Genomic DNA, 17,232 nt, shown 5'->3' on the forward strand with positions numbered 1-17,232 from the left:
TGGCTGCCAGCGGCGGCTTCCCATTGCCACGCCTGTCCGAAAATGGATGGCGGCGGTGCAGGTCGACGGGTTGAGCGATCGGCGCTGATCGGTGCGCGCGATCCGCCGGCTAGACCATGCCGATAAGCCGCTGGAGCGCGAGTTGGAAATGCGAGATGAGCGCGGCTTCCGCGGCATCGCCATCGCGCGCCACGCAGGCCTTGAGGATGTCGAGATGCTCTTCGAGTGTCCGGATCGCAAGCGGTCGGGTGGTCAGCCAGTCCAGGCGCACCAATGTCACATAGTTCTTCAGTCGACGGGCGGTGAGTTCGATCAGCGGATTGCGCAACGCTGAAATCAGCGCCCCGTGCAGCCGCTCTTCCAGCCTGTTCAATTCGGCCTCTTCGGTCGGGGTCCAGCCATTCTCTTTCAGCGCCTTGATCAGCGCGACGTGGTCGTCGACGAGCGTCTGGATTTCGTCGGCATCGCCGCTTTCCGCCAGCGCGCGCGCGCCCGCCCGCTCGATCAGCGACCTGAACTGATAGGTCGAGCGCGACAGTTCCAGATCCGCACGGACGAAGCGAATGCAGGAGCGGGCGTGGATAGTAACGAGCCCTTCGGTTTCAAGTCGTCGCAAGGCATCGCGCAGTGGCTGGATCGTCATTCCCAGCAATCGGATAAGATCGGACTGTGAAAGCTCGGCACCAGCCGGTATCGACCGATCGAACAGTCCTTTCAGGATCGCGGCGTACGCTTTGTCGGCGAGACTCAGTTCGATATCAGCAATTTCAAAACCATCATTGTCGCTTGGTTTATCAGGCGTTGCCTTTTGCCTCTTTGCTGTCGCACGCATACGAATTCACCTGTTCTCCGTAGCGTCGGCTCGGCGGCCGCAGCCACTGCCACGCTAACCCCTATATGCCGTCGGACCTATTTCGCCAACGGCCTGCTGCGTGGCGCGCGTCTTGGCCGCGGGCAGGCGACCGTCGGGACGACGATGCCAATTTGCGCAGATCCGCCTGTCAGAAAGACAGCGTGCCATTTTACATATTCCAAACATGCACTACTGAAATATCATCGATCATTAGAAACATAATGACACAAAGGGGTTTGGATGATGAAGCGCACTGCACGGCTCTATGCTAGCGTGGCACTCTCAGCGATGGCGGTGCTCCCGGCCACCGGGGCCTGGGCGCAGGCGATTCCGCAGAATGGCGGCGCCGCGTCGACGCCGGGCGATACCAACTCGCCGCAGGATGTGGCTCCGACACCCCCCTTGGCAAAAGAAGAGCGAACGGAGCAGCCCGGCAGCGTCGGTGCCGCGGACATCATCGTCACCGGTATCCGCGCGAGCCAGCGTCAGTCGATCGATATCAAGCGCTCGGCCGTCAACTCGGTCGATGCGATCGCCAGCGAAGATCTTGGCAAGATGCCGGACCAGAATGTCGCGGAATCGCTTCAGCGCGTTCCCGGCATCACGATCGATCGCAACCGCGGCGTCGGAAACGGTGTGACCGTTCGTGGCCTGGGGCCGCAGTTCAACACGGTCACCGTCAACGGTCGGGTCATCGCGACCGATGGTGCCGGGCGCGAGTTCAATTTCGATATCCTGCCGTCCGAACTGATCGCGGGTGCCAATGTCTTCAAGAGCCCACAGGCCAATCTGAACGGTGCGAGCATCGGTGCGACGGTCGACATCCACACGCTTCGCCCGCTCGAGCAGCGGACCGGTTTCTACGGCGGTGGTTCACTGCGTGCGAACATCAACGAACTCGGCAACAAGAAGACGCCGTCGGGCGCCGCCTATGCGACCTGGAAGGATCCCTCCGGACGTCTCGGCATCGCGCTGGTCGCGTCCTATGACGAACGCAACGAACGGACCGACAATTTCAACGTCGGCGCCAGTTCCTACCCGCGGAGTTTCGATGACGGCTATTACGGCGCGGTTTCGAGCGCTGGTGGTGGATTATGTGTGGGTAAGGCGACCGGCAACAGCTGCGCGCCGCGGATCGATACCAGTACCGTCAAATTGTTTCGCAATGTCGATATGTATCATAACTTCGCCAAGCAAGTGGAGTTCTCGAACCGCAAGCGACTTGGTCTGGACGGATCCTTGCAATACAAGGCGACGAACAACCTGGTGCTGACTGCCGACGGTTTGTACTCGCACAACGATCAGAACTATCACGGCTCGGCGATCGTTCCGGATTTCAGCGGCGGTACGCTGGTCGGCCAGACCGTGGTCGGCGGGACCGATACGACGGAGGTCGTCGCCGGACAAACCCGTACCGTCCATGTCGGTGGGCTCGCCACCTCGGAGACGTTCAAGGGCGGTACGCTCGACGAGATCATCGAGAACCGCCCGGCGAAATCGAGCACCTATTTGTTCGGTTTCAACGCGAAGTGGGCGCAGGGTCCGTTCACGCTGGCCCTTGACGTGGATACATCGAAGGCGAGGTTCCGGAACGCCGGTGCGATCTTCGCCACTGTCCGCCTCAAGAACATCGACTATACCTATGACCGTAATACGGGCACGCCGCTGGTCGACTTCACAGCGAGCAATCCCAGCTACGGACCGGTAGCGACGGATGTGAACAACCGGCTTGCGCACTATATCGGCGCTGAAGGCCAGAACTTCGACGATACTATCAAGGAAGCGCATCTCGACGGTTCGTACGACGGTGGTGTCGTGACGGCATTTGGCGGCATTGGCTATTCGGATCGCACCAAGGATACGACGGGCTTCACCAACCTGAATGGTTGCGCCTATTGCGGGAGCGATGTCCCGCTGCCGGCTGGACTCTTTACGCCGACGAACTTCAATTTCTTTGGCGGGAAGGGCGCGGGCAATACGAACGATTGGGTCGATTTCGACGCGGACAAACTCTACGAGACCATGTTGGGCCTGAACGCGACATCGAGCCCGTCGGCGCGCAACGGCGACCTCGACGGCATCGTCGGCAACCCGGCCGGCAGTTCGAAGGTCCGCGAAAAAGTTTCGCTCGGGTATGTCATGATCGAGTTCAAGGGCGACCTTGGCAGCATGCCGCTGGCGGTCAACACTGGGGTCCGTGTCGAGGATACCAATTTCTCATCGGCTGGCACCGGGCAGACTATCGTCAGTGCGCAGGGTAACGGGACGGGCCAGAACATCATCGTTTTGTCCGGTCTTACGCCGATCAGGTTCAAGGGGCACTATACCGACATCCTGCCGTCGGTGAATGCGCGGCTGAACCTGACTCGCACCCTGATCCTGCGGGCGGCGGCCTCGCGTGTCATATCGCGGCCGACGCTGACCGATCTTTCGCCGGCCCAGTCGATCTCCAGCAACCCGGGCAACGAGCGTATCACGCGAGGCAACCCGAACCTCCAGCCGTTCCGCGCATCTCAGGGGGAAGCAGGCCTTGAATGGTATTATAACAGTGACTCGCTGCTGTCCGCGACCTTCTTCTACAAGTCGATCGACTCGTTCATCACGCGCGGTGTTTCGACCCAGAAGGTCGATCAGGTGACCTTCATCGTCGATCAGCCGGTCAATGGTGATGGTGCCACGGTCAAGGGGGTCGAAGTCAATTACCGGACGCTGTTTGATTGGTTGCCGGGGTTTTTGAGCGGGTTGGGAACGCAGTTGAGCTATACCTACACCAGCAGCAACGCCAGCTATACGAACACGGCGAAGGAAACGGCAAGTTACTCGTTGCAGGGGCTTTCCAAAAACTCCTATTCCGCGACGTTGTTCTACGAGAAGGGGCCTGTCCAGTTGCGGACATCCTATACCCGGCGCAGCAAATATCTCTTCGCGCCGCAGACGCAGACCGGCGTTCCGGAATTCGTCGACGGCTATGACCAGCTTGATGCCGGCGCGCAGTTTTCGTTGACGCCCAACTTCATTTTGACCGCGGACGCGACGAACCTGACCGATTCCGATGAGTTCCATTACGCCAACGTTATCAGCAACACGCAGGAATACCGCACGGTGGGCCGGCGGTATCGGGTCGGCGCGCGACTGAAATTCTGAGCGGCGATTACCCGGCGAGCGGGGGCCGTGCAAACGCGCGGTCCCAGCGTCGGGCGCGTCTTCGGACAGGGCCACGGGCAGGCGCGTTGGGAAGCCCGATCCCAGCCGGAAACAATGCTTGCCATCGACGGCACATCGGCTAACAAAATCGATATCTCAAAATGGAGCGGTGAAATGTCATTGAACTTGCCGATCGTCGAGTACCGGCTGACCCGGCTGGCATTCGCCCGCGACCGGACGATCGGCGATTCGCAAGTTCGGGCCGACCATGTCGCACTGATCGCGATCGAACTCATCGATTCGACGGGCCGGGTCGGACTTGGTTTCGCGCAGTCGCTGTTCACGCCGTTGCCGGGATCGGAAGAGATCGAGCGCATCTTTGTCGCGGAGGCCTGGCCGGCGATCGAAGGGCGTCACCCGGCTGCGTTGGCGCTCGCGGTCACGCGTGCGCGAGGCGGCAATGTCAGGCGGATGGGGTTGCCATTCGAGGAGGCATTGCAGCACGCGGTTTGGGATCTGTTCGCGAAGCAATGCGGGCTGCCGCTCTGGAAAATGCTCGGGGCGCAGCGCGAGACGGTCGGCGTCTACGCCAGCGGCCTCGATTATCATCTGTCGGACCATGATTTTACCGAGCTGTTCGGCCAGGCCGGGGAGCGTGGCTTTCTGGGATTCAAGATCAAGGTCGGGCATCCCGATCTCGGTCGCGATATTCAACGGCTGAACCTGCTACGCGATGCGGTCGGTGTCCACCGTCCGGTGATGATCGACGCGAACGAGGCATGGACCGCGCAGGAGACGATCCGCGCGCTCGACGCGTTCAAGCACGCAGGCCACACGATCTACTGGGTCGAAGACCCGATCCCGCGTGACGATTTCGACGGGTTGCGGATGCTCCGTCAGCGCGGGATCACGCGCATGAACGCCGGCGAGTATCTCGACCTGACCGGCAAGCGCAAGCTCATCGAGGCGCGCGCCTGCGACATGCTCAACGTCCATGGGCAGGTCTCGGACGTGATGCGCGCCGGGTGGCTGGCGAGCGAGGCGAATATCGAGGTGACGTTCGGGAACTCCTTTCTGGAAGTCGGTGTGAATATGGCGCTGGCGTTGCCCGGCGTGCGCTGGCTGGAATACAGCTTCCAGAACTTCGATCATCTGGTCGACGAACCGTTCGCGATGGCCGAAGGGCTGATCCACGGGCGCGACGTGCCCGGTCATGGGCTGGTCCTGAGCGAGACGGCGCGAGCGAACGGCGGTGCGCTGCCGCAGCCCGCAGGGCAGGCGGCATGACCGTACCGGCCGGCATAGGCGCTCCGGGCGCAGTGGTGGTGGTCGGCGAAACGCGCAACTGGGTGCTGATCGGCAGCTTGGGCCTGGTGTTCTTTGTCCTGCTCGCGCTCTACGCATCCATCCTGGGCGTGTTGCTGCCCAATCAAATCGAGAACATCGATCCGGCGGGGAAGATGGCGACGCTGGGCGTCGTGTTTGCGATCACGTCGGTCTTCAGCACGATCACGACGCCGGTGGCCGGAGCGCTGTCCGACCGGACCCGCTCCCGCTTCGGGCGACGCACGCCCTGGATCGTGATCGGTGGCGTCGTTGGTGGGACGGCGACGATCCTGATACCGTTCGGCGGCAATATCGTCGGTGTCACGGCGTTCTGGCTGGTCGCAACCGTTAGCCTCAATTCCATGCAGCCGGCCATCACCACGATCGTGGCGGATCGGTTCGCCGCCACCGAGCGCGGACTGGTATCGGGCGTGGTCGGCGCGGCGATGACCGCAGGCGTCTCGGCCGGCATGATCTTCGGCGGCCTGTTCGCGGCGCAGTTGACCGTCGCCTATGCCGTGATTGGCGGCGGGATCATTGCGGCGTGCCTGTTGTTCGTCGTCCTCAATCCGGAGCCGGGACTGGACGTGCCGCTTGCCGCACCCGAACGCTTCCGGTTGGCATCCTTCCTCCGCGGTTTCTGGATCGACCCGAAGGCCCATCCGGATTTCGCCTGGGCATTGCTCGGACGCTTTTCGATCTACATGGGCTATCAGGCGATCATCACCTACCTGCTCTACATCTTGGAGGGGTATATCGGCTTGAACCAGGCGGCGGCCAATCTGACGATCGCGCGGATGTCGTCGCTGACCTTCGTCGCGCTTGTCCTGTCGGGGCTGCTGTCCGGCTGGCTGTCCGACCGGATCGGGCGTCTCAAGCCGCTGGTATTCATCGCCGGACTCGTAATGGCACTGGCGGAGCTGGCGCCGCTCGTCTCGCCCGACCTGCAGGGCATGTTTGTCTACGCCGGGTTGATCGGTATCGGGTACGGCGCCTTCATGTCGATCGATCTGGCGCTGATGACGCGGGTCCTGCCCGAACGGGCGCCGGGCGAGGATTCGACGGGCAAGGACCTCGGTATCCTGACCACCGCGATCAACGTGCCGCAGATCTTGGCCCCGGTCATGGCGGCGGGCCTGTTGCAGGCGACCGGCCAGAACTACGCGCTGCTGTTCATGGTGGCAGCGACCTTCGTGGTGGTCGGTGCGTGCTTCGTGTTGCCGATCCGGTCCGTCCGGTGAGGAGGCACTGGAGCCTGTCGCGGAGCAGGTCGCGTATCCTGCAGCGTCTGCCGGGCGGTCGCCCATGACCCGGCTGGTCGATGCGCACCAGCATTTCTGGTCACTCGGGACGGCCGGCCATAGCTGGCCGACCACGGATGAAGCGGTGATCCACAAGGATTTTGGACCCGACGATCTGGTTTCCGCCGTCGCAGGGCTGCCGTTGGCCGGTACCGTCTTGGTCCAGTCGCAACCGACCGATCGGGACACGGACTGGGTATTGGCACTTGCGCAGCGCACGCCGATCGTCCGCGCTGTCGTCGGCTGGGTCGACTTGAGTGCCGCCGATGCCCCGGATCGCATCCTGGCGCTGGCCGCCGTCCCGAAGCTGCGCGGCCTGCGACCCATGCTGCAGGCGATCGAAGACACGGACTGGCTGATGCAGGATACGCTGGTGCCGGCGTTGGAGGCGATGCAGGCGACAGGGCTCCGGCTGGATGCGCTCGTCCAGCCGCGCCATCTGCCCATGCTCGCGCGCTTCGCCGAGCGATGGCCGGACATTCCGATCGTGATCGACCACGCCGCCAAACCCGATGCGGCCAAAGCCACGCTGGACCCGTGGCGTGGCGAGATCGCGGCGCTCGCCGCGCTGGGCCTGCACTGCAAACTGTCGGGGTTGCGAACCGAACAGGCGCCTGGCCAGCAGGCCGACGCGCTTTCCCCCTATGTCGAGCATCTCGTCCGCGCGTTCGGGTCCCGCCTGATGTGGGGCAGCGATTGGCCGGTGCTGCTGCTGTCGGGCGACGGGTGGCGACGCTGGCACGACGATGCCCGGCGCCTCGTGGCCGCCGCGGGGGGGGATCCCGATCATCTATTCTGGGGTGCGGCTACGCGCTTTTATGGTTTGGAGACTGACGATGCGGCCTAGGTCAGGACTGTCGATCGTGGCATTCGCGGCTTGTCTGCCGATGGCGCCGCTCGGCGCGCAACTGGCGCCCGTGCCGAACATCCCCGCCTTCGCGCCAGCCACGGCAAGCCGGTCGCATACCACTGACGTGATCCATATCGCTCGTCGCCCCACGCCGATTCCGGTCGTGGTGTCGGTTTCCTTGCAAGGGTCGGATGATGGCGATGGAACGGTGGCCCATCCATTCGCGACGCTGACCCGGGCACAGGCCCAGGTGCGACGGTTGAACGGCGATCATGACGTCACGGTGCAACTGGCCGACGGGGTTTACCCTCTGCGCGAACCGCTGCGGTTCACGGCGGCGGACGGCGGTCAGAACGGCTACACCGTCCGCTGGGAGGCGGCACCGGGCGCGCATCCCGTTCTCTCCGGCGGAACCCCGGTCACCGGGTGGGCGCGCGCCGATGCCGGGCGAGGGATCTGGGCGGCGGTCATTCCACGCGGGATCGATCCACGCCAATTGTGGGTCGATGGCCGCATGGCGCCGCGCGCCGCGGTTCGTGCGCCGCGGACGGCCTTTACATTCGACGAATTGGGCATCGAGATCACCGATCCGGCGTGGCAGTTCCTGGCGACGCTACCCGACCAGCGCCGGATAGAGGTCGAAGCGACCGGATGGTTCACCGATCGCCATGCCATGGTCGACCGGATCGCGGGACGCCGGATCGACATGCAGCAGCCCGGCTGGCGCAACAATCTCGTCGGCTACGACACTTTCGCGCGATCGGTCTGGGGCGACAATGCCGGGCTGTTCTTCATCAATTCGCTCGCGTTCCTGCGTGAGCCGGGTCAGTGGTACATCGATCCGGCCGCCGGCAAGGTCTATTACAAGCCGAAACCGGGTGAGGACATGGCCCGGCTGGAGGTGGTCTTGCCGCGGCTCGAGATGCTCGTGTCGATCGCGGGAAGTTACGAGGATGCGATCAAGGACCTCCAGTTCCGGGGTCTGAGCTTCCGCCATACCAGCTGGCTGCTACCGTCGGGACCGGAGGGCTATGCGAGCCAGCAGAGCGGATCCTTCCTCGCCGGGGAATGGGCGAACTATCCCAAAGACCCGATCCGCGATTGTTCGTGGGGATGCTGGGCGTTCGAGGCGATGCGCAATCGCTGGCGGCAGCAGCCGGCGGCCGTGCAGGTCGCTGCGGCCACGCGCATCGTGTTCGAACGCGACGAGTTTACGCAGCTCGGGCAGATCGGCCTGGGCATCGGCAACAATCCCGATGCGAACGACAGCGGTATCGGTCTTGGTACCAGTGCGATCGACGTGCGGCGATCGCGTTTCACCGACCTTGCCGGTGGCGCGATCATGGTCGGCGGAGTCCGGCCCGATGCGCACCATCCGTCTCGTCCCGAGATGAACGTGCGCGACATCCTGATCAGCAATAATCTGGTCCACACCGTATCGCAGCATTACCGCGAGCAGGCGGCGATCCTCGTCACATATGCGAGCGGGACCGTGATATCGCATAACGACGTATCCGGTACGCCCTATGACGGCATCGACGTCGGCTGGGGTTGGGGTGTCAACGATCCAGGCGGCAGCGCCGCGTATCTGACGGCCAGCCGGGGCTATTATAGCCAGCCGGGGAACCTGATGTACGACACGCCCACGACATTGCGCGACACGGTGGTGGTCGGCAACCGCGTGCATGACGTGAAACAGTGGTTCCCCGATGGCGGCGCGATCTATCATCTTTCCGCCGACCCGGGGGCAGTGATCGCGGAGAATCATGTGTATGACGTGAAGGACGGCATCGCGCTCTACCTCGACGAGGGCTCGCGCTACATAACGTTGCGGAACAACGTCATCAGCAATGTCGGCGTCTGGCTGAACCTGAATTCGCAGGACGACATGGCGCCGCGGCGCACGGCGATGGACAATAGCGTAACCGGCAACTGGTACGATTCTGGTCGACGCAACGGTTCGTGGACGCCGTATTTGAACAATCGCGAAGTCGACAACATTTTGGTCCCGAAGGGCAAATGGCCGGCGGCAGCCTCCGCCGTCATCGCCAACGCCGGGATCGAACCGGAAAAGCCATAAGACGCGGTGATGGTGCGGCGACGTCGCGCCTGTCCATGAACCGACCCTTCAATACGCCGCACAGCCGATCGAGGAATATTGCACTATGCCACGTCTTGCCGGAAAACGCGTCCTCGTCACCGGTGCCGCGCAAGGTATCGGGCGGGCCATCGCCGAACTGTTCATCCGCGAAGGCGCCGCGGTCATCGCGCTCGACCTGAAGGAGGAGGCGCTGGCGACGCTTGCCGGATGCGAAACACAGGTCGTCGATCTGCTCGATCACGCTGCGGTCGTCGCGGCCGGAACGGCGGCGGGGACGTTGGACGCGTTGGTGAATTGCGCCGGCTATGTCGACGCCGGCGATATCCTGACCGTCACCGAACGCGGGCTGGACCTGTCGTTCGACCTAAACGTACGCGCGACGATCCGGATGACCCAGGCCGTGCTTCCGGCGATGATCGCGGCCGGCTCCGGTACCATCGTCAACATCGCGTCGGTGGCCGGCGCCATGATCGGCGTTCCCAATCGGTTGGCCTATTGCGCGTCGAAAGGGGCTGTGGTCGGCCTGACCCGGTCGATCGCGCTCGACTATGTCGGCAAGGGCATTCGCTGCAACGCGATCTGTCCGGGAACGGTGCAGTCGCCCTCGCTGGACGAGCGACTGGCGGCAACCGGCGATGCCGTCGCCGCCCGTGCCGCCTTCGTCGCACGGCAGCCGATGGGACGGATCGGCACGGCGGAGGAAGTGGCGTTGCTCGCTTTATATCTGGCGAGCGACGAAAGCGCGTACATCACCGGCAGTGCCATCGCGATCGATGGCGGTTGGACGATGGCATGACGATCATCGCTGCGATCGACGACTTTCGCGAGGCCGCGCGTCGTCGGCTGCCACGCTTCCTGTTCGACTACGCCGACGGAGGCGCGCTCGGCGAGCATACGATGCGGCGCAATGTCGCCGATCTGCAGGACGTCGCGATCCGCCAGCGCGTCTTGCAGGATGTGGCGTCGATCGATCTGTCGACCCGGTGGTTCGCCCAGACCGTGCCGTTGCCGGTTGCGCTTGGTCCGGTCGGGATCGGTGGCATGTTCCGGCGGCGTGGCGAAGTGCAGGCGGCGCGTGCAGCGGCGCGGCACGGCATACCGTTCACGCTGTCGACCGTGGCGATCTGTTCGCTCGAAGAGGTCCGCGCTGGCGCGCCGGACGTAAACCTTTGGTTCCAGCTGTATATCGTGCGCGACCGCGGCTTCATGCGCGAGCTGATCGCGCGCGCCAAGGCGCAGGGGGCGACGGCGCTGGTGTTCACGGTCGATATGCCGACGCCCGGCATCCGGCATCGCGATCTGCATTCGGGCATGTCCGGACCCGGCGGGCCGGCGCGGCGCGCCCTGCAGGCGATGGGCAAGCCCGGATGGGCATGGGACGTGGGCCTGCGAGGCCGGCCGCATCAGCTGGGCAACCTGTTGCCGGTGTTGGGTCGGGACAGCGGGATGAACGACTATATCGGCTGGCTGGCGGATAATTTCGATCCGGGCATTCGGTGGAGGGATCTCGATTGGCTGCGCGAGGCCTGGGATGGGCCGCTGATCATCAAGGGTATCTTGGACCCGGTGGATGCGCGCGACGCCGCGGCATACGGCGCGCAAGGGCTGATCGTGTCGAACCATGGCGGGCGCCAGCTCGACGGCGTCCCGTCGGTCGCGCGTGCCTTGCCGGCGATTGCCGATGCGGTTGGCGACCGGATGACGCTGTTCGCCGATGGCGGCGTCCGGTCCGGTCTCGACGTCGTCCGCATGCTCGCGCTCGGTGCGCAGGGTGTTCTCCTTGGCCGCGCCTGGCTCTGGGCGCTGGCGGCGGAAGGCGAGGAGGGCGTCGATCGCCTGCTGTCGATGCTGGAGAAGGAGATGCGAGTCGTTATGACACTTGCCGGGTGCAATCGCGTGACCGCGATCGACCGCACGATCCTAGCCGAATCTCTGACGTATCATGAGGAAAGATTGACATGAAGCTTTGCCGATTTGGAGCATTGGGCGCTGAGAAGCCGGGCATCGTCGATGCCGAAGGCCGCGTCCGCGACCTGTCCGCAGTGGTGGCGGATATCGATGCCGGTGTGTTGTCGGCCGAGGGTCTGGACCGGTTGCGAGCGGTGGCGATAGCGGACCTGCCGCTGGCACCAGCCGATGCGCGCTACGGCGTGCCCGTTGCCGGCACGCGCAAGTTCATCGCGATCGGTCTCAACTATGCCGACCATGCCGCTGAATCCAACATGCCGATCCCGGCGCAGCCGGTGGTCTTCAACAAATGGGTGAATTGCCTGCAGGGAGCGAACGACCCGGTCGTGATCCCCCGTGGTTCGACCAAGACCGACTGGGAAGTAGAGCTGGGCGTGGTGATCGGCACCTACGCGTATAACGTGGACGAGGCCGATGCCGCGAAGCATGTCGCCGGGTATTGCGTCGTGAACGACGTGTCGGAACGCGAATGGCAGCTCGAGCGCGGGCCGACATGGGACAAGGGCAAAGGCTTTCCGACCTTCGGGCCGGTCGGCCCGTGGCTGGTGACGGCGGACGAGGTCGAAGATCCCCAGGCGCTGGGTCTCTGGCTCGACGTGAACGGTACGCGTGTCCAGACCGGCAGCACCGCGACGATGATCTTCGGCGTTGCCCAAATCGTCACATATTGTTCGCAGTTCATGGCGCTCGAACCCGGCGACATCATCACGACCGGCACACCGCCGGGCGTCGGTGCCGGACAGAAGCCGACCCCGTGGTTCCTGAAGGACGGCGATACGGTACGGCTGGGGATCGACGGACTGGGCGAGCAAACGCAGCAGTTTCGCGACTGGTCGCGATAAGCCCGAACGCCGCCTGTGCGCGTCGCGGGGCTGGCCACCGGTACCGGCCAGCCCCGTGTCACCGACCGTACCGGGCCGAGCGGTCGGACGCCGCTGAAGGGGCTCCCGGTTTCTCAGCCAGCCTAACGCTCGATCGACTGCCCGAGCGATGTTCGACTCCCCGGGTCCATCGATCGGTTCAGTCGCCACCCGATAAAAGCCGCAGAAGGCGAATCCCGTCTCGGACGAGGTTGGGACGCGGAAGGCACGCCAAAGCGCCGCCGTCATGCAACACAAACGAAGAACGAGAATTGGCTGGGGCGGCAGGGTTCGAACCTGCGCATGGCGGCATCAAAAGCCGCTGCCTTACCACTTGGCGACGCCCCAACAGAGGCGGCCTTATAGCGGGGCGGCGGCCCGTGAAAAGCCCTTCCAGACGTCAATCCGCGAGATGGTGCAGCCAGTTGTTCTCGTCGGGCGCAGTGCCACGCTGGATCGAGACCAGCGCGTCGCGCATCCGCATCGTCAGCGCGCCTGGAGCACCGTCGCCGATCGTGAAACGGCCCTCGGGACTGGCGACGGTGCCGATCGGCGTCACGACCGCCGCGGTGCCGCAGGCGAACGCTTCGACCAGCCGGCCGCTGGCGGCGTCGGCGCGCCACTGGTCGATCGTGTAGCCTTCCTCGCGGACCTCGATGCCGTTCGCGCGTGCGAGCGTCAGGATCGAGTCGCGCGTGATGCCGGGCAGGATCGTGCCGGTCAGGGCAGGGGTCGCCATGCTGCCGTCGTCGAACACGAAGAAGATGTTCATGCCGCCGAGTTCCTCGACCCAGCGCCGCTCGGCCGCATCGAGGAAGACGACCTGGTCGCAGCCGTTGCGGATCGCCTCGGACTGCGCGAGCAGGCTGGCCGCGTAGTTGCCGCCGCACTTGGCCGCGCCGGTGCCGCCCTGCGCCGCGCGCGTGTATTGCTGGCTCACCCAGATCGACACGGTGGGGGCACCGCCCTTGAAATAGGCACCGACCGACGACGCGAGCACCATGTACAGATATTCGGCGGACGGCTTCACGCCGAGGAATACTTCGCTCGCGAACATGAACGGCCGCAGGTACAGCGCGCCGCCGTCGCTCTCCGGGATCCAGTTCGCATCAGTCTTCACCAAGCGTTCGACCGATTCGAGGAACAGCTCGGTCGGCAGTTCGGGCATCGCGAGGCGTCGTGCCGAATCCTGGAAGCGACGCGCGTTCGCCTCGGGGCGGAACAGCGCTGTGCCGCCATCGGCGAGTCGATACGCCTTCATCCCCTCGAAGATCTCCTGCGCGTAATGCAGCACGGACGACGCCGGATCGATCGTCAGCGGCGCGCGCGCGGTGATCCGCGCGTCATGCCAGCCCTCGGTATCGCTGTAGCGGATCATCGCCATGTGATCGGTGAAGACTCGCCCGAATCCGGGATCGATCAACCGCTTTGCCCGCTCGTTCGCCTCGACCGGAGTCGCGTTCGGCTCATGTCGGAAGGCTGAAGACGGCGTAAAAGCTGGAGCGGACATCGAAAATCTCTCTCGTGGCGGGTTGCCGACGACTACGGGCGATGTCTAAACCGGTCAACATGCCTGCCACTCCGTCTTCCGCTTCACCCCTGTTCCTTCGCGAACCCGAACTCCGCCGCGGTATGGAACTGCTGTACTTCGGCTATAGCCACCTGACGCGGTCGATCGACCAGGGGCTTGCCGAGGAGGGGCTGGGGCGTGCGCATCACCGGGCGCTGTATTTCATCGCGCGCAAGCCCGACATGACGGTCAGCGAACTGCTGTCGCTGTTGGCGATCACCAAGCAGTCGCTGGGGCGCGTGCTGAACGAACTGGCGGACCGCAAGCTGGTCGAGACGCGGCCAGGCGAGCGCGACCGGCGGCAACGGTTGCTGCGGTTGACGGCCGAAGGCTCTAAAATGGAGCGCGAATTGTTCGAGGCAGCGCGGATCCGCATGGCGGAGGCGTATGCGAGCGCGGGGCAGAGTGCGGTGTCGGGGTTCTGGGCGGTGCTCGAAGGACTGGTGCCCGAGACCGACCGTTCGCAGGTCTTCGGCCTGCGCGGCTAGTTGCTCCCGCACACGGCCGGCAAAGATTTGGCGTTGACGCCGCCGCCGGGACTGTGGCACTCGGCCGACCATCGAGAGCCGGGGTACGAACCGGACCGACAGGCGTAGATCGCCGTTCGCGGGTGTAGCTCAATGGTAGAGCTTTTGCTTCCCAAGCAAGTGACGAGGGTTCGATTCCCTTCACCCGCTCCACATCTGCGCTGCCCGAGACCATGTCTAGAACGTCCGCCGCGCGTCCCCGGTCTTGGTGGGCGGTAGGAGCAAAAGACGTTGACTCGGTTTCCGGCAGGAACGCCGGGACCGACGACCGTGATTGCGGGCTGCGGTTGGCCGATAGCGGCCAAAACGGCTGGCGCGACCTGCGCGCCGGGTAGCGCGCCAAGGCCTCGGCTGCGTTCTGCACCGCGGCCCAGCGCGCTACGATCAATTTCGGGTCAGGCGACCGGCTCGGCGATCGGTAGTTCGCCGGTGAGTTGCGTATGCGGCGACGCGCCGCCGTGATCGTGGTGGACGGTTATCCGGCGGGGGGCGAGGGGTTCGAGCACGAGCTTGGCGCGCTCCATTTCCGCTTCGCTACCGTGCGCCATCACGAGAAACCCGTCCGCTGCGATCTCGGTCTCGTAGGTGACGATCGAGTCCTCGGGAATACCGAGGCTGGCGAGTGCCGCGACCAGCGCGCCGGTGCCGCCGAGCATGACCGCACCCTCGATCGCGGTGATCACCGTCGCCGCCAGATGGCCGAGCAGCACGACTCCGCCGACCACCGGAACGGTCGCGTAGAGCCCGCCCATGAACAATCCCCACAGGCCGCCCCAGAGCGCCCCGCGCGAGCCCCAGAAGCGGATCCGGTCGCCGCTGTTGTAGAAGCCCGTCGCAGTCTGGTCGCTGTGATAGCCCTTGCCGACGATGCTCAACCGCCGCAGTCCGAAGCCCGATGCCGCCAGCGCCTTCACCGCGGTATCGGCCTGGGCGTGGTCGTCGAACACGGCGACGATCGAATGGCTGAATTTCATGGCGTGATCCTCGGTAAGGGGGCGTTGCCAAACCGTACGATCGGGGTGCGGCGGCACCAGCGTCGGAAACTACCTACCGTGCGTGCTGGCGGGCGCTAGATCGTGGAGCGCGACGAACGCCTTGAACAGCACGCGCGGATCGAAGGCGCCCTTGTAGACCGCGGGGGCCGACCGACGCAGGCCGAGCAGCGCGTACACCGCGGTCTGCGCCGACCGGACCGAATATTCGACGGTGAAGACGCAGTCGTCGGGAAGCTCGCAATATTGGCCGATGACCGCGAGGTTGGCGGTGTCGGCCGGTATGACGTCCGGCCGATCGCCGTGGCGTCTCGGCATGAACTGGCTGGTGATGAACGGCATCATGCACGGGACGCAGGTCGCTTTGGCGAGGATCGTCTCGGCCTCCGCGACGATGCCGAGATGGCCGAGGATTTCGGTCATGATCTCGCGGCCGGTACACGCCGCCATCGGCTTCCGCACGAAATCGCCGGGTACGTCGACGGCCAGTCCATATCCCCAGAACACCGCGACGTCGTCGGGCTGGCCTAGGAAATGCGGCTGGTACGGGATCACGATCGAGGCGAGCCAGCTCGACTCGGAAAAGGTGATCAGCCCGCCCTCGCCGGGGACGTTGCCAGTCGCGTCGCGGATCAGCGCGAGCAGGGTCGAGTCGTGCAGCGTGGTCGTGAACGACACCCATTTCGATCGATCGACGTCGTTGGTGAAGACCGCCGGCCTGCCGAATTGCGGCCGCCCGTCCGCGAGTTTCTCCCACAACGCCCAGCCGCCACCGGCGGTCGCGTCGAGCAGGTCGGGGGCGGCGTCCATCGATCCGAGGCTCGATCCTTCGGTCATCGAGCCGAGCGTGAGCAGCACGTAATCGTCGGTATCGACACGGATATCGCTGGTCTTCGCGCCGTCGGCGATGCGGATTGCGCGGACGACGGTCATGCCATCCTCTTCAGCGAGGCGCAGATCGGTGACGACCGTGTTCATCCGGAAGTGCACGCCGCGCGCGACGAGCCAGGCGTGGAGCGGGCGAACCAGCGAATCATATTGGTTGAGCCGCGTCCGCATGATCCCTTCGAGCCGGTTGAAGCCGCCGACCATGTGCGCGAAGCGGAGCAGATAGCGCTTGAACTCGACCGCGCTGTGCCAGGGCTGGAACGCAAAGGTCGTGCACCACATCAGCCAGAAACTGGTCTTGAAGAAGCCTGCGTCGAACTGGTCGGCGATGGTCGAGCGATCGAGGATGGTTTCGGGCGTGATCGCCAGCCGTTCGAGCCCGTGGATATGGTGGCCGGTCAACCCGAATTCCGGCGCGACGTGGCGCCTGCCGCCCGAGAACAACCGGGAATGCGACGACGTCTTCATCACCGCGTTCCAGTCGAAGATCTCCTCGGTAACGGTCTTGTCGCCCTCCAGCGTCGGGATCGAGCCGAACAGGTCGAAGGTGCAGAGATATTTCGATTCCAGCATCCGCCCGCCGCGCAGCGAATAGCCGTTTTCCGCCGACCCACCGCCATCGAGGCTGCCGCCGAGCAACGCGCCTTCGTCGATGATCGTGATATCCGCACCGCGCATGTCACCGTCGCGGATCAGGAACGCGGCGGCGGCCAGCGAAGCGATCCCGCCGCCGACCAGGAATGCGCGTCCTTCGTCGCGCGGGACGGGGGCAGTGTCGGGGTCTTCGTCGAATGGAGCGGTCATGGTGTATCCTATGCTCGGGACAGGCGCGTCCAAGGTATCGAGGTGCCA

General features: G+C 64.5%; 13 protein-coding genes and 2 tRNA genes. 10 read left to right on the top strand and 5 right to left on the bottom strand.

From position 1 onward, the window contains the following. Positions 1-109 precede the first annotated feature (109 nt). Positions 110-832, bottom strand: a complete 723-nt coding sequence (locus BM244_RS01390) for a GntR family transcriptional regulator (protein ID WP_093396925.1) — start codon at positions 830-832, stop codon at positions 110-112. 264 nt (positions 833-1,096) lie between these two features. Here BM244_RS01390 and BM244_RS01395 point away from each other — a divergent pair, with 264 nt between their 5' ends. The 8 genes from BM244_RS01395 to BM244_RS01430 all read left to right on the top strand — a co-directional run bounded on the left by BM244_RS01395 (position 1,097) and on the right by BM244_RS01430 (position 12,385). Then, the gene (locus BM244_RS01395; protein ID WP_093398023.1) at positions 1,097-3,997 is read left to right on the top strand and encodes a TonB-dependent receptor; all 2,901 of its coding nucleotides are present in this window, start codon (positions 1,097-1,099) and stop codon (positions 3,995-3,997) included. Between the two features lie 174 nt (positions 3,998-4,171). Further along, positions 4,172-5,284, top strand: a complete 1,113-nt coding sequence (locus BM244_RS01400; protein WP_093398024.1) for a mandelate racemase/muconate lactonizing enzyme family protein — start codon at positions 4,172-4,174, stop codon at positions 5,282-5,284. Next, complete coding sequence (locus BM244_RS01405) at positions 5,281-6,564, top strand: MFS transporter (RefSeq protein WP_093396927.1); 1,284 nt, start codon at positions 5,281-5,283, stop codon at positions 6,562-6,564. Before BM244_RS01400 ends, BM244_RS01405 begins: the two co-directional genes overlap by 4 nt. Positions 6,565-6,628: 64 nt before the next feature. Beyond that, complete coding sequence (locus tag BM244_RS01410) at positions 6,629-7,471, top strand: amidohydrolase family protein (RefSeq protein ID WP_093396928.1); 843 nt, start codon at positions 6,629-6,631, stop codon at positions 7,469-7,471. Positions 7,472-7,487: 16 nt separating this feature from the next. After that, positions 7,488-9,554 (top strand): right-handed parallel beta-helix repeat-containing protein, encoded by a 2,067-nt coding sequence (locus BM244_RS01415; RefSeq protein WP_254784207.1) that lies wholly within the window; start codon positions 7,488-7,490, stop codon positions 9,552-9,554. Positions 9,555-9,639: 85 nt separating this feature from the next. After that, positions 9,640-10,371, top strand: coding sequence for an SDR family oxidoreductase (locus BM244_RS01420; RefSeq protein WP_093396931.1), 732 nt, complete (start codon positions 9,640-9,642; stop codon positions 10,369-10,371). Continuing rightward, positions 10,368-11,537 carry an FMN-dependent L-lactate dehydrogenase LldD gene (gene lldD, locus BM244_RS01425; RefSeq protein WP_093396933.1) on the top strand — a complete coding sequence of 390 codons (1,170 nt, stop codon included), beginning with the start codon at positions 10,368-10,370 and terminating at the stop codon, positions 11,535-11,537. Before BM244_RS01420 ends, lldD begins: the two co-directional genes overlap by 4 nt. Next, positions 11,534-12,385 carry a fumarylacetoacetate hydrolase family protein gene (locus BM244_RS01430; protein ID WP_093396934.1) on the top strand — a complete coding sequence of 284 codons (852 nt, stop codon included), beginning with the start codon at positions 11,534-11,536 and terminating at the stop codon, positions 12,383-12,385. Before lldD ends, BM244_RS01430 begins: the two co-directional genes overlap by 4 nt. A 291-nt stretch (positions 12,386-12,676) precedes the next feature. Here BM244_RS01430 and BM244_RS01435 read toward each other — a convergent pair. After that, positions 12,677-12,751: transfer RNA gene (locus tag BM244_RS01435), tRNA-Gln, on the bottom strand. A 52-nt stretch (positions 12,752-12,803) separates the two neighbouring features. Further along, positions 12,804-13,913, bottom strand: a complete 1,110-nt coding sequence (locus BM244_RS01440; RefSeq protein WP_093396936.1) for a branched-chain amino acid aminotransferase — start codon at positions 13,911-13,913, stop codon at positions 12,804-12,806. Between the two features lie 59 nt (positions 13,914-13,972). Here BM244_RS01440 and BM244_RS01445 point away from each other — a divergent pair, with 59 nt between their 5' ends. Together BM244_RS01445 and BM244_RS01450 are read left to right on the top strand one after the other, a co-directional pair. Continuing rightward, positions 13,973-14,461 carry a MarR family transcriptional regulator gene (locus BM244_RS01445; RefSeq protein ID WP_254784208.1) on the top strand — a complete coding sequence of 163 codons (489 nt, stop codon included), beginning with the start codon at positions 13,973-13,975 and terminating at the stop codon, positions 14,459-14,461. 118 nt (positions 14,462-14,579) lie between these two features. After that, positions 14,580-14,653, top strand: a tRNA-Gly gene (locus BM244_RS01450). A 242-nt stretch (positions 14,654-14,895) separates the two neighbouring features. Here BM244_RS01450 and BM244_RS01455 read toward each other — a convergent pair. Beyond that, positions 14,896-15,474, bottom strand: coding sequence for a quinol:electron acceptor oxidoreductase subunit ActD (locus BM244_RS01455; RefSeq protein WP_139226842.1), 579 nt, complete (start codon positions 15,472-15,474; stop codon positions 14,896-14,898). A gap of 69 nt (positions 15,475-15,543) precedes the next feature. Beyond that, the gene (locus BM244_RS01460; protein WP_093396939.1) at positions 15,544-17,184 is read right to left on the bottom strand and encodes an oleate hydratase; all 1,641 of its coding nucleotides are present in this window, start codon (positions 17,182-17,184) and stop codon (positions 15,544-15,546) included. Between the last annotated feature and the right edge of the window lie 48 nt (positions 17,185-17,232).

The organism is Sphingomonas sp. OK281 (genome assembly GCF_900115295.1).
In the GTDB taxonomy this organism is placed as follows: domain Bacteria; phylum Pseudomonadota; class Alphaproteobacteria; order Sphingomonadales; family Sphingomonadaceae; genus Sphingomonas.